The sequence below is a fragment of the Pseudomonas sp. R76 genome (assembly GCF_009834565.1).
In the GTDB taxonomy this organism is placed as follows: Bacteria; Pseudomonadota; Gammaproteobacteria; order Pseudomonadales; family Pseudomonadaceae; genus Aquipseudomonas.
The window spans coordinates 6,420,650-6,439,598 of sequence record NZ_CP019428.1 but is presented as its reverse complement, the minus strand read 5'-3'; the positions used below and the strand labels follow the sequence as shown (position 1 = coordinate 6,439,598).

The following is an 18,949-nucleotide window of genomic DNA, read 5'->3' as shown; positions in this document are numbered from 1 at the left end:
TTTTTGGGGCTTTTTGGGGCGGTTTTTTGGGATTGAAGGCCTTGGGACTAGCAGGCTTGAGCGGGCCGTGTTGTATTTTTTACGGGGGTGTTGTGTAAAAAAATGAACAAGGCTAAGCTCGATTCAAACCCATAACAGCAATAATACCGGGGTGCTTCATGTCTCGCCTGCCGCTACTCGGCGCTTCAACCTGTTTCAGACAAGTCTTGTCACCCGTTCAATTCTCCCTCGTGAATGACCGCGCCCCGGCCAATATTCTTGACGCCTTGGCTGACCTCTTTTCTGCTCCCTCATTTCCTTCGTGCCTGTCACTGAGCGGCTCCCGTGCGGGGTGCTGCTCATGATTCTGCACGACTTTGGCGTGAGGAATGCAACGCTGCAGCAAATGGCAGGTAAGCTCCTACCCTGAACGAAAAGACGACGCGGATGCTGCGTCCACCAACGCCTGGCCTTTAACGGATGCCAGGAAACCCAGCCCAGAGGCATTTATGAGTAACAACCTCGACCAGCTCACCGATTGGTTGAAAGACCACAAGATCACAGAAGTCGAATGCATGATTGGCGACCTCACCGGCATCACCCGGGGCAAGATCTCGCCGACCAACAAGTTCATCGCCGAAAAAGGCATGCGCCTGCCCGAAAGCGTTCTGTTGCAGACCGTGACCGGCGACTATGTCGAAGACGACATCTATTACGAATTGCTCGACCCGGCCGACATCGACATGATCTGCCGCCCCGACCAGAACGCGGTGTTCCTGGTCCCATGGGCCATCGAGCCTACCGCCCAGGTGATCCACGACACCTACGACAAGCAAGGTAACCCGATTGAGCTGTCGCCGCGCAACGTGCTCAAGAAGGTTCTGAAACTCTATTCCGACAGAGGCTGGCAGCCCATCGTGGCGCCAGAGATGGAGTTTTACCTGACCAAACGCTGCGAAGACCCGGACTTCCCGCTGCAACCGCCGATTGGCCGTTCCGGCCGCCCGGAAACCGGTCGCCAGTCCTTCTCTATAGAAGCCGCCAACGAATTCGACCCATTGTTCGAAGACGTCTACGACTGGTGCGAACTGCAGGAGCTGGACCTCGACACGCTGATCCACGAGGACGGCACGGCGCAGATGGAAATCAACTTCCGTCACGGCGATGCCCTGTCCCTGGCCGACCAGATCCTGGTGTTCAAGCGCACCATGCGTGAGGCCGCGCTCAAGCACAACGTGGCCGCCACCTTTATGGCCAAGCCGATGACCGGCGAGCCCGGCAGCGCGATGCACTTGCACCAGAGCATCATCGACATCGCCACCGGCAAGAACGTCTTCTCCAATGAAGACGGGACCATGAGCCAGCTGTTCCTTAATCATATTGGCGGCCTGCAGAAATTCATCCCTGAATTGCTGCCGCTGTTTGCGCCTAACGTGAACTCGTTCCGCCGCTTCCTGCCCGACACCTCGGCGCCGGTGAACGTGGAGTGGGGCGAGGAGAACCGCACCGTCGGCCTGCGCGTACCGGATGCCGGCCCGCAGAACCGTCGCGTGGAAAACCGCCTGCCGGGCGCCGACGCCAACCCGTATCTGGCGATTGCCGCCAGCCTGTTGTGCGGCTACATCGGCATGGTCGAAGGCCATAACCCGAGCGCGCCGGTGGTGGGCCGTGGTTATGAGCGCCGCAACCTGCGCCTGCCGTTGACCATCGAAGACGCTCTGGAGCGGATGGAAAACAGCAAGACCATCGAGAAATACCTGGGGCAAAAATTCATCACGGGCTACGTCGCGGTCAAGCGGGCCGAGCATGAAAACTTCAAGCGCGTGATCAGTTCGTGGGAGCGGGAATTCCTGCTCTTCGCCGTCTGATGCGCCGGGCGCGCCGTAGGAAAGGCGCGCCCTCACCTGAAAAAGTCTAGGAGATTGGTATGTCCAGCAACAACCCGCAAACCCGTGAATGGCAAGCCTTGAGCAATGATCACCACCTGGCGCCGTTCAGCGACTTCAAGCAATTGAAAGTGAAAGGCCCACGGATCATCACCAAAGCCCACGGCGTTTACCTGTGGGACAGCGAAGGCAACAAGATCCTCGACGGCATGGCCGGCCTGTGGTGCGTGGCGATCGGTTACGGTCGCGATGAACTGGCTGACGCCGCCGCCAAGCAGATGAAAGAACTGCCGTACTACAACCTGTTCTTCCAGACCGCGCACCCGCCGGTGCTGGAACTGGCCAAGGTCATCTCCGACATCGCGCCGGCCGGCATGAACCATGTGTTCTTCACCGGTTCGGGCTCGGAAGGCAACGACACCATGCTGCGTATGGTCCGCCACTACTGGGCGATCAAGGGCCAGCCGAACAAGAAAACCATCATCAGCCGCAAGAATGGCTACCACGGTTCCACCGTGGCCGGCGCCAGCCTGGGCGGCATGACTTATATGCATGAGCAGGGCGACTTGCCGATTCCGGGCATCACCCACATCGCCCAGCCGTACTGGTATGGCGAAGGCGGCGACATGAGCCCGGAAGAGTTCGGGGTGTGGGCCGCCAACCAGTTGGAAGAGAAGATTCTGGAACTGGGCGTGGACAACGTCGGTGCCTTTATTGCCGAGCCGATCCAGGGCGCCGGTGGCGTGATCGTGCCGCCTGAGACCTACTGGCCGCGCATCAAGGAAATCCTCGCCAAGTACGACATTCTGTTCGTCGCCGACGAAGTGATCTGCGGTTTCGGCCGTACCGGTGAGTGGTTCGGTAGCGACTTCTACGGCCTCAAGCCCCACATGATGACCATCGCCAAAGGCCTGACCTCGGGCTACATCCCGATGGGCGGCCTGATCGTGCACGACGACGTGGTCGCGGTGCTCAACGAAGGTGGCGATTTCAACCACGGCTTCACCTATTCCGGTCACCCGGTGGCGGCTGCGGTAGCCCTGGAAAACATCCGCATCATGCGCGATGAAAAAATCGTTAAGCGTGTGCACGACGAAACGGCACCGTATTTGCAGAAACTTCTGAGGGAACTGGCTGATCATCCGTTGGTGGGTGAAGTGCGCGGTGTGGGCATGCTCGGTGCGATTGAGCTGGTGCAGGACAAGGCCACGCGCAAACGTTACGAAGGCCGTGGTGTGGGCATGATCTGCCGCACGTTCTGCTTCGAGAATGGCCTGATCATGCGCGCCGTGGGCGACACCATGATCATTTCGCCGTCGCTGGTGATCAGCAAGGCGGAAATCGACGAGCTGGTGACCAAGGCTCGCCAGTGCCTGGACCTGACTTTGGCGGCATTGCAGGGCTAAGTGCTAGGCTCAGTGCGCAGCGGCTTCGGGCGCTGCGTCTGGACAGTTAAAAATAGCAGTATTAAAGGGGGCTTTGGTTGAAAGCCGGCCCCTGAACTTGCCAGACTGTCGCCCTGTTTTGTTGCCCTTTGGAAGGGCCGTGAGACGACTAAAGAACGTGGCCCAAAAAAGAAAAAATTGGAGCATCACCAAATGAAGGCATTAGGTTTGAAGAACGCTGGCAAGACACTCCTCGCCTTGTCCCTGATGGGCGCAATGGCGGGCGCGGCCCAGGCAGACAGCAAAGTGCTGCATGTCTATAACTGGTCCGACTACATTGCTCCGGACACCATCGCCAACTTTGAAAAAGAGTCGGGCATTAAAGTGGTGTACGACGTTTTCGACAGCAACGAGACCCTCGAAGCCAAGTTGCTGGCAGGCAAATCCGGTTACGACATCGTCGTACCGTCGAACAACTTCCTGGCCAAGCAAATCAAGGCAGGTGTCTATCAGGAGCTGGACAAGTCCAAGCTGTCGAACTACGACAACCTGAACAAATCCCTGCTTAAAGCCGTGTCGGTCAGCGACCCGGACAACAAGCACGCGTTCCCGTACATGTGGGGTTCCATCGGCATCGGCTACAACCCGGAGAAGGTCAAGGCTGCACTGGGCGTGGACAAGATCGATTCCTGGGACGTGCTGATGAAGCCGGAAAACATCGCCAAGCTGAAAAGCTGCGGCGTGAGCTTCCTTGATTCGCCAACCGAAATGCTGCCGGTGGCATTGCACTACCTGGGCCTGCCGACCGACACGCAAAAGAAAGCTGACCTGAAGCAAGCCGAGGACCTCTTCCTCAAGCTGCGCCCATCGATCGGCTACTTCCACTCGTCCAAGTACATCTCGGACCTTGCCAACGGCAACATCTGCGTCGCCGTGGGTTACTCGGGTGACATCCAGCAGGCCAAATCCCGCGCGGCTGAAGCCGGTGGCAAGGTCAAGGTTGCCTACGACATTCCGAAAGAAGGCGCCGGCAGCTTCTATGACATGGTCGCTATCCCTAAAGATGCCGAAAACGTCGATGCTGCCTACAAGTTCATGAACTACCTGCTGGAGCCAAAAGTCATGGCGGCCATCACCAACAGCGTACGTTTCCCGAACGGTAACGAGAAGGCGACCCCATTGGTCGACAAAGACATCACCAGCGACCCGGGCATCTACCCGTCCGCCGATGTGCAGGCCAAGCTCTACGCCATTGCTGACTTGCCGGCTGCAACCCAGCGTGAAATGACCCGCAGCTGGACCAAAATCAAATCGGGTAAATAAGCCTTAAAACCTGTGGGAGCGGGCTTGTGTGGGAGCGGGCTTGCTCGCGAAAGCGGTGTATCAGTTGATACACCTGCTGGCTGACACACCGCCTTCGCGAGCAAGCCCGCTCCCACCTAAACCGACTCCCACAAATTAAATGACAGAAAGTTTTGCCGGATCGGTTTATCGAGGGTAAGTTGCGCGCCGGTTTTGTTGCCGGGCAACAACTTTAAGGCCCAACTATTTAAGAGGACCTCCACTTGCCAATTTCTTTATTTCGCAAAGCGGTGCTGGTGGGTGCAGGTATCACGCTGGCTGTCAGCGTGCAGGCCGCGCCGACTGTGCATATTTATAACTGGTCGGATTACATCGGCCCCGAGACCCTGGCGAACTTCGAAAAGGCCAGCGGTATCAAGCCGGTGTATGACGTGTTTGACTCCAATGAAACCCTGGAAGGCAAGTTGCTCGCCGGGCATACCGGTTACGACGTGGTCGTGCCGTCCAACCATTTCCTCGGCAAGCAGATCAAGGCCGGGGCGTTCCAGAAGCTCGACAAGTCATTGCTGACTAACTATTCCAACCTTGACCCGGCGCTGCTCAAACGCCTGGAAAAGAACGACCCGGGCAACCAGTACGCGGTGCCGTACCTGTGGGGCACCAATGGCATCGGTTACAACGTCGATAAGGTCAAAGAAGTGCTGGGCATCGACCATATCGATTCCTGGGCCGTGCTGTTCGAGCCGGAGAACATGAAGAAGCTGGCGACCTGCGGCGTCTCGTTCATGGACTCGGCAGATGAAATGCTGCCGGCAGTGCTCAACTACATGGGCCTGAACCCCAACAGCACCAACCCGGCTGACTACAAAAAAGCCGAAGAGAAACTGCTGAAAGTGCGTCCTTATGTGACCTACTTCCATTCTTCCAAGTACATCTCGGACCTGGCCAACGGCAACATCTGCGTAGCAGCAGGCTTTTCCGGGGATGTGTTCCAGGCCAAGGCCCGTGCGGCCGAGGCGGGCAAGGGCGTGAACATCGCCTACACGATTCCGAAAGAAGGCGGCAATTTGTGGTTTGACGTGCTGGCCATCCCGGCGGACGCGGCCAACGTCAAAGAGGCCCACGCCTTCATCAACTATTTACTGCAACCTGAGGTGATCGCTCAGGTCAGTGATTACGTCGGTTACGCCAACCCTAACCCATGGGCGGACAAACTGATGGAGCAATCGATACGCACCGACGCAGCGGTTTACCCACCGCAGGCGGTTCTCGACCGGACGTTTGTCAACTTCGAGTTACCCCCGAACGTGCAACGTTTAATGACCCGTAGCTGGACCAAGGTCAAGACGGGCAAGTAAGGCTTAAGGCTCAAACTATCCAAGGTTTCGCCTGTATTGGGCGAACCTCAAATTTTGTTGGGAGTTTCGTAAATGGCAGTTGCCTCCGGCGCCTATAAGAAAGCCCTCGAGGGCGACCAGACACCGAAAAAGGTGTTGGTCAAAATCGACCGGGTCACGAAGAAGTTCGACGAGACGATTGCCGTGGACGATGTGTCCCTGGAAATCAAAAAAGGCGAGATCTTCGCCTTGCTCGGCGGTTCGGGTTCGGGCAAATCCACTTTGCTGCGCATGCTCGCAGGCTTCGAGCGCCCAACTGAAGGTCGCATTTACCTCGACGGTGTGGACATCACCGACATGCCGCCCTACGAGCGGCCGATCAACATGATGTTCCAGTCCTACGCCTTGTTCCCGCACATGACCGTGGCGCAGAACATCGCCTTCGGTCTGCAACAGGACAAGATCCCCAAGGCCGAGGTCGACGCCCGCGTGGCCGAGATGCTCAAGCTGGTGCAGATGAGCCAGTACGCCAAGCGCAAGCCGCATCAACTGTCGGGCGGTCAACGTCAGCGTGTGGCGCTGGCGCGCTCGCTGGCCAAGCGCCCGAAACTGCTGCTGCTCGATGAGCCGATGGGCGCGCTCGACAAGAAGCTGCGTTCGCAGATGCAACTGGAGCTGGTGGAGATCATCGAGCGCGTAGGCGTGACCTGCGTGATGGTGACCCACGACCAGGAAGAGGCCATGACCATGGCCGAGCGCATCGCGATCATGCACCTGGGCTGGATCGCCCAGATCGGCAGCCCGATCGACATCTACGAGACGCCTACCAGCCGCCTGGTGTGCGAGTTCATCGGCAACGTGAACATCTTCGACACCCAAGTGGTGGACGACGCCGAAGGCCACGCGGTACTCAAGTGCCCGGACCTGGACCGCGACATCTACGTGGGCTACGGCATCGCCACCTCGGTGGAAGACAAGTCGGTGACCTACGCGATTCGCCCGGAAAAGCTGCTGGTGACCACCGAAATGCCGACCTGCGAGCACAACTGGTCCAGCGGCAAGGTGCACGACATCGCCTACCTCGGCGGCCACTCGGTGTTCTACGTGGAACTGCCAAGCGGCAAGCTGGTGCAGTCCTTCGTCGCCAACGCCGAACGCCGTGGCCAGCGCCCAACCTGGGGTGACCAGGTGTACGTGTGGTGGGAAGACGACAGCGGCGTGGTACTTCGCTCATGAATATGAAGAAGTTCAAACGCCAGCTGCAGCGAATAACACCCGGTGGCCGGCATGTGGTCATCGGGATCCCTTTCCTCTGGCTGTTCCTGTTTTTCGCACTGCCGTTCTTCATCGTCTTGAAGATCAGCTTTGCCGAAGCCGACGTCGCGATCCCGCCTTACACCGAGATCTACACCTTCGTTGAGCAAAAGCTGCAATTGGTGCTCAACCTGGGCAACTACGCGATGCTCGGCGACGACGAGTTGTACATCGCCGCGTACCTGGGCTCGCTGAAGATGGCGTTTTTCAGCACGATCCTGTGCCTGTTGATCGGCTATCCGATGGCCTACGCGATTGCCAGCGCGCGCAAAGAGATGCAGACCGTGCTGGTGCTGCTGATCATGATGCCGACCTGGACCGCGATCCTGATCCGCGTGTATGCGTGGATGGGCATCCTCAGCAACAACGGCTTGCTCAACGGCTTCCTGTTGTCCATGGGGTTGATCAACGAGCCGCTGCAGATCCTCAACACCAACATCGCGGTGTACATCGGCGTGGTCTATTCGTACCTGCCGTTCATGATCCTGCCGCTGTACGCCAACCTGGTCAAACACGATCAAAGCCTGCTGGAAGCCGCGTCCGACCTGGGTTCGAGCACTTTCAACAGCTTCTGGAAAATCACCGTGCCGCTGTCCAAGAACGGCATCATCGCTGGCTGCATGCTGGTGTTCATTCCAGTGGTGGGCGAGTTCGTGATACCGGAACTGCTCGGCGGCCCGGAAACCCTGATGATCGGTAAAGTGTTGTGGCAAGAATTCTTCAACAACCGTGACTGGCCGGTGGCGTCTGCCCTGGCGGTGGTGATGCTGGCGATCCTGATCGTGCCGATCATCCTGTTCAACCGCAGCCAAGCCAAAGAGATGGAGGGCAAGATATGAAGCGCTTCAGTTTCTCGAGTTTTATGCTGGTGGCGGGGTTGTTGTTCATCTACCTGCCGATGCTGATCCTGGTGATCTACTCGTTCAACGAGTCCAAACTGGTGACGGTGTGGGGCGGTTGGTCGATCAAGTGGTACGTGGGCCTGCTGGACAACACCCAGTTGATGGGCTCGGTGGCACGTTCCCTGGAAATCGCCTGCTACACGGCGGTGGCCGCCGTCGCGTTGGGTACGTTGGCAGCGTTCGTGCTGACGCGCATCAGCCAGTTCAAGGGCCGCACGCTGTTCGGCGGGCTGGTGACCGCGCCGCTGGTAATGCCCGAGGTGATCACCGGTCTGTCGCTGTTGCTGCTGTTCGTGGCCATGGCGCAGATGATCGGTTGGCCCCAGGAGCGTGGCATTGTCACCATTTGGATAGCCCACACCACGTTCTGTGCGGCGTATGTGGCGGTGGTGGTGTCGGCGCGCTTGCGTGAGCTGGACCTGTCGATCGAAGAAGCGGCGATGGACCTGGGCGCGCGGCCGTGGAAGGTGTTCTTCCTGATCACCATCCCGATGATCGCGCCGTCGTTGGCGGCGGGCGGCATGATGTCGTTCGCGCTGTCGCTGGATGACCTGGTACTGGCCAGCTTCGTGTCCGGCCCGGGCTCGACCACCTTGCCGATGGAAGTGTTCTCGGCCGTACGTCTTGGGGTTAAACCCGAGATCAACGCCGTGGCCAGCCTGATTCTGTTGGCGGTGTCGCTGGTGACTTTCCTGGTGTGGTTCTTCAGCCGCCGTGCCGAAGAACACCGCAAGAAAGCCATCCAGCAAGCGATTGAAGAAGCGGCGGCGGATGGCTGGCAACAGCCGGACAAGCGCCGGGCGCCTGCACCGGTCTAACCCGCACTGATCGTTCCCACGCTCCGCGTGGGAATGCCTCCTGTGATGCTCCGCGTCATGCTTCCAAGAGCGGACGCAGAGCGTCCAGGGCTGCATTCCCACGCAGAGCGTGGGAATGATCTGGTCAGGCCCACGGCGACTTGCGAATCACCTCGACAAAGTTCATCGGCTTGAACCCCGGCTCCTGATCCACCAGCACATCGGTCTTCACGTTGCCAAACGTGGTCTGCGGGCGATGGCGCAAGCCGTCGGCAAACGCGCAGATGATGCATTCCTTGAACCCTTCACCGCGTGGATGCGCATGCACCACGGCTTCGCGCTGCACGCTGGAAAACGCCGCGTAGTCCATGCCCAGCACGTCCATTTCCACGCCGGCAGTCACCAGTGCCACCGTCGGGCGCAGGTGCTGCGGCACGCCGGGCGTGGTGTGCAGGGCGATGGACAGCCACACTTGCTCGATATCGTCATCGCTCAGCCCGTAAGGCTTGAGGAACGCCGCCGCGGCGTTGGCGCCGTCCACTTCGAAACGCTCGTTGTCACTGCGATGACCTTCGACCAGGCCGAGGTCATGGAACATCGCGCCGACGTACAGCAGCTCCGGGTTGTAGGCCAATTGCTTGCGCTCACCGCTCAATGCGCCGAACAGGAATACCCGGCGGGAGTGGTGGTAGAGCAGGTCGGATTCGACGTCACGGATGTATTCGGTGGTGGCCTTGGCCAAGGCGCTGTCCGGGATCTGGATGCCGGCGATGATGGTGCTCATGGTCGTTCTCCTCAACAAAGCGCCGGGGGTGGCGCCGATGAGTCCAGTCTGGTCGCGCGCCCGCGACGGGGCTATCGCGGCGAGGGTGCGATGTCGGCCAATGTGGCGCGATATCGCGCCAAGGTTGTACAGGGTCAACTGTGGGAGCTGGCTTGCCTGCGATAACATCACCTCGGTATACCTGATACACCAAGGTGCCTGCATCGCAGGCAAGCCAGCTCCCACAGGGTTTCGTGCCTGTCAGACATAAGGTTTCGCCATGCATAGAACCGTCGCCATCCTGATCTTCCCCGGCGTCCAGTCACTGGACGTGACCGGCCCCATGGATGTGTTCTGCGAGGCCAACCGTTTTTTGCCGCCGCACGACCATTACCGGCTTGAAGTACTTGGCCTGGGCCACGGCAGCATGGCGGCCTCAAACGGCTTGTCGTTGCAGGCTCACAAGCACTACAGCGAAGCGCTGCAAGCCTACGACCTGCTGTTGGTCGCCGGTGGCCCGCAACTGCCCTTCGAAGATTTCGGCGCGCCATTTGATGATTGGCTGCGCGCCGCCGCCGCCCGCGCGCAACGCTTCGGCTCGATCTGCAACGGCGCCTTTATGCTGGCCCGTGCCGGCTTGCTGGATGGCAAAACCGTCACCACCCATTGGAACGACGCCGCCGACCTGGCGCGCTTGTGCCCCTCGGCACAGGTCGACGCCGACCGCCTTTACGTGCAGGACGGCAACCTCTACACCTCGGCTGGGGTCACCGCAGGTATCGACTTGTCGCTGTTCCTGCTGGCCCAGGACCACGGCCCGGAAGTCGCGCTGAGCGTGGCCAAGCGCCTGGTGGTGTTTACCCAGCGTTCGGGCGGGCAGTCGCAGTTCAGCCCGTTTCTTACACCCCACGCCGAAAGCACCTCGGCGGTGGCGTTGGTGCAGTTGTACGTGCTGGCGAACCTGACCGGGGATTTGACCATCGCCGACCTGGCCAAGGCGGCCAATATGAGTGCGCGAAATTTCTCCCGGGTGTTTGCCCGTGAAGCGCGCATCACGCCAGCGGAGTTTGTTGAGCGGGCGCGGGTGGATGCGGCGCGGGTGATGCTCGAAAGCAGCCCCGCGCCGCTCAAAACCGTGGCCTATCAATGCGGCTTTCGCGACGCCCAGCACATGCGCAGTGTGTTCAACCGCAGGCTGGGCGTGACGCCGCAACAGTTCCGGCTTAACTTTGCGGCGCCGGTTTGAGCGTGTCGTAGGCTTCCAGCGCGCGTAGCGAGTAGATGTACGCGGCGCCGGCATTCATCGAGATTGCCGTGGCCAGCGTTGCCGCCACTTCTTCGCGGGTCGCGCCGGCCTTGATCGCCGCGTCGGCATGCACGCCGATGCAACCGTCGCAACGCGTGGTAATGGCCACGGCGATGGAAATCAGCTCGCGGGTCTTGGCGTCGAGCACGTTGTTTTCCTCGGCAGCCTCGCCCAACGCCATGTAGGCTTTGACCAGCTTCGGGTTGCTCTTGCCCAGCGCACCAAAGGCTTTTTTCACGGTAGGCAGCAAGTCGGACCAGTTATTGAACATTGCGGTAACTCCTGAACAGGTGGGGTGTGAAGCCAGTGTCTGCTGTTCGGTGTTGGCGTTATTGTTCAATCCGCTCATCTTTTTGACCGATGCTCGCAAATGAATTCGATCGACACTCTTATTGCGCTGGCCAACCTGCGCGGCAGTCTGGATTTGCGTTGCCAGTTCCAGGGCGACTGGGCACTGGATCACCCGCCAGAAAACCTCGGCGTGGCGCCGTACCACATCGTGCTCAGCGGCACGTGCCGTGCCGAGCTGTCGGGCGGGCAGCAGGTGACGCTGGAGGAAGGCGATATCCTGCTGATGCCCGGTGGCGCTACGCATTTGTTGCGCAGCCAGGGCGCGCGTATCCGGCCGATGCAGCCAACGGTGATCGAAGGTGGTGTGCTGCCGGTGTATCGCCTGGGCGGCGAGCGAACGGAAGTGGACATGCTCTGTGGCAGCTTTCACTACAACCGCCAGTCGCTGCTGTTCGGCGCGTTGCCGGAGTACCTGGTGGTGTCCAGCCGCCAATGGCAGGGCGATGGGCAACTGGCGGCACTGATCGCGCTGTTGCGCAGCGAGGCGGACGGCCAGCAACTGGGCGCACGCTCGTTTATCGACGCGCTGTCGTCGGCCTTGTTCACCCTTATTCTGCGCACTTGGCTGACCCGTCAGGGACCCGTGGCAGGCACCTTCGCTTTACTCGCCGACAAGCGCCTGGGCAAGGCCTGGCAGGCGATGCTGGCCGAGCCCGGCCACGAGTGGACCATCGACAGCCTGGCAGCTGCGGCGAGCATGTCGCGGGCGACCTTTATGCGCGCGTTTGTGAAAGTGGCGGGTGTGTCGCCGTGGGTGCTGCTGACCCAGCTGCGCATGGAGCGGGCGTTCAACCTGCTGCGCCAGTCGCGCCTGAGCCTGCTGGATATCGCCGCCCAGGTGGGTTATCAGTCGCAGGCGGCGTTCAGCAAGAAGTTCAAGGAAACCTATGGCGAGGCGCCGGGGCGAATGCGCACACGCGCAGACTAAATGTGGGCGCGGGCACATGTGGGAGCTGGCTTGCCTGCGATGCGAGCGCCTCGGTATTACTGAAAAACTGCGGTGATGCTATCGCAGGCAAGCCAGCTCCCACACAAGCCAGCTCCCACAAAGGCCAGCTCCCACAGTGATCGGGTTTACCGCGCCGGCAACAGCTTCAACGTACCCCGCGTATTCGCCGTCACTTCCTCATCACTGAAATGCGCCTGCTCATACCCGCCTTCGATGTAGGTTTCCGCCTGATCGCCATAGTGCGAATCAAACGGCACGCCGCTTTGCCCCACCGGGTTGATGGTCAGGGCGTGGGCCGGGTCGGCGAAGTCGATCAGCCGGCGCGTCGATGGCCCGTACGTCACCGGCCACGGCGCGGGACCGATCATGGCGGACTGGTTGTTCGGCACCTCGTGGGTGCCGGGGGCGGGGAAGGGGCCGACGTTCAAGAGCTTGTCCAGCGGCTTCTGCATGCCCAGCGGGTGGCCGTGGGTCAGGGTGTGCGCCTTGCCCCATTGCCACTGGCTCGGGTCGTCGCCGAAGGTGGCTTTCAGATGCGCCAGGCTGTTGTCCCACGCGAGCTTGACCGTGTCGGCGCGCTTGCCGTCCCACCACGGCGAGTCCGCTGAGGCTGCCAGGCGCGGCAGCGCCGCATCAATCACTCGTGTGGTGAGCAGGGTCTTGAACATTGCGTCGCCCAGTTTCGGGTGAAAGGCCGCGTCGGTGAGGTTGAATAGGAACTGGTTGAACACTGTGGCGCTGGTGGAATCCAGTGGGTAGTCGTCTTTCCAGGCGGCAAGCTGCTCCACCAGTTTCAGCTGTGCCGGGTCTTTGACCACCTCACGCAGCACCGGCAACAGCGGCGCCAGCAAGTGCGGGCCATAGGCGGTGGTGGTGCCCAGTTGCAGGGCCTGGCTGTTGTTCACGTCCCACTTCACGCTTTTGTCGCTCAACTGCGTGTTCAACTGCTGGCCACGGTCGGCCAGGTTGTAGTAACCGGGAATTTCCATGCCGGTGGGCGACACCGGCTGGGCATTCGCCGACACCACATAACCGCGCGCCGGGTTTTCTTCCTGCGGGTTGGCGCTGAACGGGTAGAAGCCGAGCTTGTCGGCCTGGGCGGTGCTGCCGTCGAGGATAAAACCGGGGTTGACCCCAGCCGGGCGAATCGGCAACTGCGCGGCCGCCCACCAGCCGATATCACCCTTGGCGTTCGCCCACACGATATTCAGCCCCGGCGCCGACACCATGGCCGCCGCCGCGCGTGCCTTGGCCAGGGTGTCGGCGCGGTTGAGTTGGTAGAAACCTTCGAGGATCGGGTTTTCGGTGTCGAGGAACGCCCACCACATCGCAATCGGTGTCTTGCCGGCGCTCTCGCCGAGCACATCATTGATGATCGGGCCGTGGGGCGAGCGACGCAGGGTGAGTATCACCGGGTCCTGGCCTTTGACCGCAATCTGCTGCTCGCTGCTGGTCATGTCGACCCACTGGCCGTGATACCAGACCTGGTTGGGGTTGTCCGGGTTGACCTTTTCGGCGATCAGGTCGAGGTCATCGTTCTGGAACATGGTCAGGCTCCAGCCGAAATCCAGGTTGTGGCCCAGGAACGCCACCGGCACCAGCGCGTTGTGATAACCGTAGAGCTCAAAGCCAGGCGCCGAGAGCTGCGCTTCGTACCACACCGACGGCACCGAGAAGCGGATATGCGGGTCGCCCGCCAGCAAGGGCTTGCCACTTTTGGTGCGGCTGCCGCTGATGGCCCAGGCGTTGCTGCCTTCGAACTGCGGCAAACCGTTGTCGGCCAAAGCCTGATCGCTCAGAGAGGCGATGGCGCCGAGGGTTTGCCAGTCGCTGGCGGCCAGGTTCAGCGCGCCCTTGGGTTGCCAGTCGAGGTCAAAGACTTTCAGGTAATCGCTGCCCAACTGGTCGCGAACGTACGTCAGCAACGGCTCGGTACGAAACGCTGCAGCAAAGCTATAGGCCATGTACCCGGCGACGCTGATGGTGTCCTCGGCGGTAAACGGCCGCTTGGGGATGCCCAGCACGTCGAACTCCATGGGGCTGGCGTGGCTGTCCTGATATTGGTTGATGCCGTCCAGGTAGGCTTGCAAGGCTTTCCACGCCTTGGAGTCGTGGTCAATGTGTTCCACGTAACTCAAGGCGCGTTCACGGATGCGCAGGCTGCGGAACAGCTTGTCGGTCTCCAGCACTTTCGGCCCCAGCACCTCGGCGAGTTCGCCACGGGCCAGGCGCCGCATGATCTCCATCTGGAACAGCCGGTCCTGGGCATGCACGTAGCCCAAGGCTCGGTACAGGTCGGTCTCGTTCTCGGCGCGGATGTGCGGCACGCCACGGTCGTCATAACGCACGGTGACCGTGCCCTGCAGGTTGGCCAGTGTTTCGGTGCCCTGGCGAGTGGGCTGCTTGCTGTAGACATACCAGCCGGCGCCGGCCATGAGGGCGGCAATCAGGATAGCGAGCACGGTCAGGCTGCGTTTCATGGACGGTCCTTGGTCATTCACCTTTCAAGTCAGCGGAGTCTAATAGGTTTTTGACGAGGGCTGAGGGAAATGCTGATGTGCCTTGTCGACAGCCGAGGTTCAAGTGGAGAACACCCCATAGGCAGTATTATTCCACCTGTCATCTTTGAGCTTTTTGTCATGACTTGCGCCACGCAACCACTGCCAGACTCCAGCCGCCCCGAGGCTACCTACGCGTGCTGCCTGGAGGCGCAATCGCTGATCGAGCGCTTTTTGCAGCACCCGCCGGTGGGTTTCGAGGTGCACCTGTCCGAACAGGGCCTGCCGTACTTCTTCACGCCCTTCGACCTGCTGACCACCGCCGACGATGAGTTCGAAAAACGCGTGCGTGGTTGGCCGGGGTATCGTTTCTGGCATACGTGGCTGCGCATCGACAGCTGTTTTGTCGGCACCACGGTCAGCGAATACTCGCCGTTGCCCCAAGGCGTGTCGCCGCAGGACCTCGCGCAGTGGCTGCAATATGAATGTGCGCCGCAACGCAAACTCACCGTGATCAAAGATGTGCCGTGCAACTCGCCGCTGCTCAGCGACGCCGATAACCGCTACGCGCAAGACCTGATCGATGACTGCACCCGGCGTGGCTTCATCAGCCTCGAAGGCCAGGCGCTGGCGTATGTGCCAATCGACTTCACCACCATCGACGAATACCTTGCGCGTTTGTCCCACAGCCGTCGGCGCAATATCCGACGCAAATTGCGCAGTCGCGAGGCATTGCGCGTGGAAGTCCTGGACACCGGCGACGCACGCTTCAACGATGACGCCTGGCTGGCGCACTTGTACGCGCTGTACCGGGCCGTCTACGACCAGAGCGAGATCCATTTTGACCTGCTCACGCCGGAGTTTTTCAGCGGCCTATTGAGGGACGCCGCCAGCACTGGGCGGGTCTTTTGCTACTGGCACTGCGATGAATTGATCGGCTACAACCTCTGCTACGTGGAGGGCGACAAGCTGCTCGACAAGTACATCGGCCTGAATTACCCGCAGGCGCTGGAGTTCAACCTGTACTTCGTCAGTTGGTTTGTAAACCTGGAGTACGCCGTTGCCAACGGCCTGAAGTTTTACGTGGCCGGCTGGACCGACCCACAGGTCAAGGCCAGCCTCGGCGCTGACTTTACCTTTACCCGCCATCTGGTCTGGGTGCGCAACCCGCTGTTGCGCAAGCTGGGCAATCGATTCCGTCATCACTTCGAAAGCGATGCCCAGTGGCAACAGGAGCAGGCGTCATGAGCCAGGATCGAGCACCGCTGATTCTGGATTTCGATGGCGCCGTCAGCGACATTCCCGGCGCGATCACCTTGCCGTTGCAGGCCTGGCAGGAAAAAATCCGCTTCGGCTGCCGCTGGGCGCAGTTCAAAGAGCTGGAGACCGCACTGCACGCGCAGATGCCCAGCGACTACGGCTGCGTATTTACCGGCAGCGGCGACTATCACCACCTCAGCCAGCTGCTGTTGAACCGACTGCCCAGCCAGCAGAAGTTCCAGCTGATCATTTGCGACAACCACCCGGACAACATGCGCTACCCGTTCGGCATTCATTGCGGCTCGTGGGTCTATTGGGCCAGCCGTTTGCCGCAGGTCGAGCACGTGCATGTGCTGGGCATCGGCTCGCAGGACATCGGCCTGGGCCACGCCTGGGAGAATCACTGGTCGCCGCTGCTCAAGCGCAAGCTGACCTACTGGAACGTCAACGTCGACACGCGCTGGATGAACTGGATCGGCGCCGGCCGCAGCAACCGCGCGTTCAGCCACCCGGATGAGCTGATGCGCGCGTTCCTGGCGCAGTTAGACCGTTCGCTGCCGGTTTACTTGTCCATCGATAAAGACGTGTTGAGCCCCGAAGTGGTCAATACCAACTGGGACCAGGGTGAATTCCTCGAGCAGCATTTGAATGACCTGATCAGCGCCTGCCAGGGCCGGATCATCGGCGCGGATGTCACCGGTGATGTGTCGGCCTACCACTACGAAAGCAAGTTCAAGCGCTGGTTGAGTGCCTCCGATGGCCAGGAGGAACTGCCTGAGGCGCAAGTGCAGATCTGGCAACAGCAGCAGAACGAGCTGAACAGCCGTTTGGTGGCGCGTATCAACGAGGGCTGGCGACGATAGCTTTTAGCTGGGCCAGTATCTGCTCGAAGAGGGCGTCCGTCAGCCAGTGGCTGTTGCTGATCGACAGCGTGCGAGTGGCGAAGGCCTGGGCCTGGGTCATGTCGCTGCCAGGCTGCAACAGCGGGGCCACGGCCGGGTAGTCCGGCAAGGTGTGGATAAACAGGCGGGTCACGCCCAGCCCCGAGGTCCACAGCTGCGCCATTGCTGCATCACGCATCGGTGCCGACGGCATTATCACCATCAGAAACGGCCAGGTGCCTTGCTGCCCCGGCCGGTCCATCACCACCGAAACGCCGGGCAATGCATTCAGGCGTGCGGCGCGGCGCAGTGCCCGGTTGCGGCCTTGCTGCAAGTGATCGGGCAAGCGCGCCAGCGCGGCGGCACCGACCTTCTGGCGATAGGTGCCGAGGCGGTGTAGCGGGATGTCATTGACCGAAAAGTCGTCGCCCACGGCCGCCACTTCATCGCCTTGGGCCAGCGCCTTGCGCAGCGCCATCCCATACACGTAATGCAAACCGCGCGGCTGGTAGGCCAGGGCGTAACCCCACAATTCGGCGCTGCGTTGCAGCTCCCAGCGCAGGCTGAAGGGCAGGTCGTGGCGGCACTGGCGGTGCAATGCCTGATGCAACACCGGGTCGCGGCTGAACAGCACGCCGCCTTCTGCCGTCGTCAGGCCTTTGCCCAGCGCCATGCTGAAAAAACCTACATCGCCTTTGAGCCCGACGCTGTGGCCATCGTCGAGTGCGCCCATGGCTTGCGCGGCATCTTCGATGACCGCCGCGCCGACTGAGTCAGCAATACGTTTGGCGGTGTCGACATCTGCCACGCGCCCCGCCAAGTGGGTAACCACCACGGCCAGTGTGCTTTCATCGCACAGCTGCTTGAGGTGTTGTTCGTCCAGGTCAATGCCGCCCGGTTGCAAGTCACAGGGCACCACCCGCAACGGCGGGCAGTAATGCGCGGCCAATGCCACCAAGGGGCAGGTGTAGGCGGGCACGATGAGTTGGGTGCGGCCGGGCATGCGCTGCTGCAAGGTGCGCAGCGCGATGATCAACGCCGCCGTGCCGGAGCAGGGCAGCGCCGGCGTTGGAATCGAGAATTGGCGGGCCAGCGAATCGGCCAGGTCTGCGGAGCTTCCGAGCAAATCCCGCCAGCGCAAAGGCAGCCCTGCGGTCGGCGGAATCTCCCATCGGCGTGTCATGACACCGGGGCCTGCAACGGCTCGACCTCGGCCGGTTTGCTCTCTTTGTCTTCGCTGCGTGCCAGGCACAGAATGCCCGCGATAATCAGTGCGCCACCGATGATTTTAGGCAGGGTCAAGGTGTCATCGAACAGCCAGACAGAGATCAGCGTCACACTGATCAGCTCCAAGTGCGAGGCCGCAAACGCCGGGCCCACCGGGGCGTATTTGAGCAGCGTCATCCAGGTGAAGAAGGCGCCGATATAGCCGACAAAGGCGCCGTAGATCCACGGCGCGCCAAATACGCGAACCAGCCAGGCGGCGTCCATGGTCAGCGGCTCGGCATGCACCGAGGCGAATTTGAAGCTGACCTGCGCCAAGGTGTCGAAAATGATCAGCGCGAGAAAACCCAGGATGTAAAAGCGTTTCATCATTCAAACCCTACGACAGTCACACCACAGGCGATCAGCATGATGCCGATCAGGCGCCATTTGCTCAGGCTCTCTTTGAACAGGAACCGTCCGGCAATCATGATCACGACAATATTGATCGAGCCCAGCATCACGCCCACCGACAGCGGCACCAGGGTCAGGAACGCCAGCCACAACACGAATTCGAAGACGTAGCAGATTACCCCCAGCCAGATCCACGGCCGCTTGAGCATGTGCTTCCAGTGGGCCATGCCATCATGCTCGGCGCTGGCCGAGGCGGCGGTTTTAAAAGCCAACTGGCCGGACGTATCAACGATAACGTTGAGCATCCAGAGGATGATGGTTAACTGGCTCATGTATTCCTACGCTTACAATCTTGCTGAAAACGTACGATACAGCAGCCCAATGCTCGGGTGATTGGAGTTTGCCGGTTGAACAGGCTGTGT

General features: G+C 60.6%; 17 protein-coding genes. 11 read left to right on the top strand and 6 right to left on the bottom strand.

Features of this window, described 5'->3' with window-relative positions:
• Positions 1-488: 488 nt before the first annotated feature.
• From PspR76_RS29250 to PspR76_RS29220, 7 genes are all read left to right on the top strand, one after another.
• Positions 489-1,847 carry a glutamine synthetase family protein gene (locus PspR76_RS29250; RefSeq protein WP_017139534.1) on the top strand — a complete coding sequence of 453 codons (1,359 nt, stop codon included), beginning with the start codon at positions 489-491 and terminating at the stop codon, positions 1,845-1,847.
• Between the two features lie 59 nt (positions 1,848-1,906).
• Positions 1,907-3,271 (top strand): aspartate aminotransferase family protein, encoded by a 1,365-nt coding sequence (locus tag PspR76_RS29245; RefSeq protein ID WP_159960783.1) that lies wholly within the window; start codon positions 1,907-1,909, stop codon positions 3,269-3,271.
• 207 nt (positions 3,272-3,478) lie between these two features.
• Complete coding sequence (locus PspR76_RS29240; RefSeq protein ID WP_159961672.1) at positions 3,479-4,573, top strand: polyamine ABC transporter substrate-binding protein; 1,095 nt, start codon at positions 3,479-3,481, stop codon at positions 4,571-4,573.
• Between the two features lie 242 nt (positions 4,574-4,815).
• Positions 4,816-5,910, top strand: a complete 1,095-nt coding sequence (locus tag PspR76_RS29235) for a polyamine ABC transporter substrate-binding protein (protein WP_159960781.1) — start codon at positions 4,816-4,818, stop codon at positions 5,908-5,910.
• A 72-nt stretch (positions 5,911-5,982) separates the two neighbouring features.
• The gene (locus PspR76_RS29230) at positions 5,983-7,125 is read left to right on the top strand and encodes an ABC transporter ATP-binding protein (protein WP_003195240.1); all 1,143 of its coding nucleotides are present in this window, start codon (positions 5,983-5,985) and stop codon (positions 7,123-7,125) included.
• Complete coding sequence (locus PspR76_RS29225; RefSeq protein ID WP_159960779.1) at positions 7,122-8,042, top strand: ABC transporter permease subunit; 921 nt, start codon at positions 7,122-7,124, stop codon at positions 8,040-8,042. Before PspR76_RS29230 ends, PspR76_RS29225 begins: the two co-directional genes overlap by 4 nt.
• Positions 8,039-8,923 (top strand): ABC transporter permease subunit, encoded by an 885-nt coding sequence (locus PspR76_RS29220; protein ID WP_034116303.1) that lies wholly within the window; start codon positions 8,039-8,041, stop codon positions 8,921-8,923. Before PspR76_RS29225 ends, PspR76_RS29220 begins: the two co-directional genes overlap by 4 nt.
• Before the next feature lie 124 nt (positions 8,924-9,047).
• Here the strand turns inward: PspR76_RS29220 and PspR76_RS29215 are convergent, their stop codons facing one another.
• A complete protein-coding gene (locus tag PspR76_RS29215) occupies positions 9,048-9,686 on the bottom strand; it encodes an HD domain-containing protein (RefSeq protein ID WP_159960777.1) in 639 nt (212 codons plus the stop codon).
• Positions 9,687-9,945: 259 nt separating this feature from the next.
• Between PspR76_RS29215 and PspR76_RS29210 the strand changes: the two genes are divergently transcribed.
• Positions 9,946-10,911 carry a GlxA family transcriptional regulator gene (locus PspR76_RS29210; protein WP_159960775.1) on the top strand — a complete coding sequence of 322 codons (966 nt, stop codon included), beginning with the start codon at positions 9,946-9,948 and terminating at the stop codon, positions 10,909-10,911.
• On the opposite strand, the gene PspR76_RS29205 is transcribed toward PspR76_RS29210, so the two are convergent.
• Positions 10,889-11,242 (bottom strand): carboxymuconolactone decarboxylase family protein, encoded by a 354-nt coding sequence (locus PspR76_RS29205; protein ID WP_159960773.1) that lies wholly within the window; start codon positions 11,240-11,242, stop codon positions 10,889-10,891. The two genes, PspR76_RS29210 and PspR76_RS29205, sit on opposite strands and share 23 nt — an antisense overlap.
• Before the next feature lie 99 nt (positions 11,243-11,341).
• On the opposite strand from PspR76_RS29205, the gene PspR76_RS29200 reads away from it, so the two are divergent.
• The gene (locus PspR76_RS29200) at positions 11,342-12,250 is read left to right on the top strand and encodes an AraC family transcriptional regulator (protein ID WP_159960771.1); all 909 of its coding nucleotides are present in this window, start codon (positions 11,342-11,344) and stop codon (positions 12,248-12,250) included.
• A 146-nt stretch (positions 12,251-12,396) separates the two neighbouring features.
• Here the strand turns inward: PspR76_RS29200 and PspR76_RS29195 are convergent, their stop codons facing one another.
• Positions 12,397-14,751 carry a penicillin acylase family protein gene (locus tag PspR76_RS29195; RefSeq protein ID WP_159960769.1) on the bottom strand — a complete coding sequence of 785 codons (2,355 nt, stop codon included), beginning with the start codon at positions 14,749-14,751 and terminating at the stop codon, positions 12,397-12,399.
• 159 nt (positions 14,752-14,910) lie between these two features.
• Between PspR76_RS29195 and PspR76_RS29190 the strand changes: the two genes are divergently transcribed.
• Both PspR76_RS29190 and PspR76_RS29185 read left to right on the top strand, forming a co-directional pair.
• Complete coding sequence (locus PspR76_RS29190) at positions 14,911-16,017, top strand: GNAT family N-acetyltransferase (RefSeq protein ID WP_159960767.1); 1,107 nt, start codon at positions 14,911-14,913, stop codon at positions 16,015-16,017.
• Positions 16,014-16,892 (top strand): hypothetical protein, encoded by an 879-nt coding sequence (locus PspR76_RS29185; RefSeq protein ID WP_159960765.1) that lies wholly within the window; start codon positions 16,014-16,016, stop codon positions 16,890-16,892. Before PspR76_RS29190 ends, PspR76_RS29185 begins: the two co-directional genes overlap by 4 nt.
• Here the strand turns inward: PspR76_RS29185 and PspR76_RS29180 are convergent.
• The 3 genes from PspR76_RS29180 to PspR76_RS29170 are packed head-to-tail and all read right to left on the bottom strand — an operon-like array spanning position 16,870 to position 18,859.
• Entirely contained in the window at positions 16,870-18,093 is a 1,224-nt protein-coding gene (locus PspR76_RS29180; protein ID WP_159960763.1) for a DegT/DnrJ/EryC1/StrS family aminotransferase, read from the bottom strand. The two genes, PspR76_RS29185 and PspR76_RS29180, sit on opposite strands and share 23 nt — an antisense overlap.
• Positions 18,090-18,503 (bottom strand): DMT family transporter, encoded by a 414-nt coding sequence (locus tag PspR76_RS29175; RefSeq protein ID WP_159960761.1) that lies wholly within the window; start codon positions 18,501-18,503, stop codon positions 18,090-18,092. The genes PspR76_RS29180 and PspR76_RS29175 overlap by 4 nt, the downstream gene beginning before the upstream one ends.
• Entirely contained in the window at positions 18,503-18,859 is a 357-nt protein-coding gene (locus PspR76_RS29170) for an EamA family transporter (protein ID WP_159960759.1), read from the bottom strand. The genes PspR76_RS29175 and PspR76_RS29170 overlap by 1 nt, the downstream gene beginning before the upstream one ends.
• Positions 18,860-18,949 lie beyond the last annotated feature (90 nt).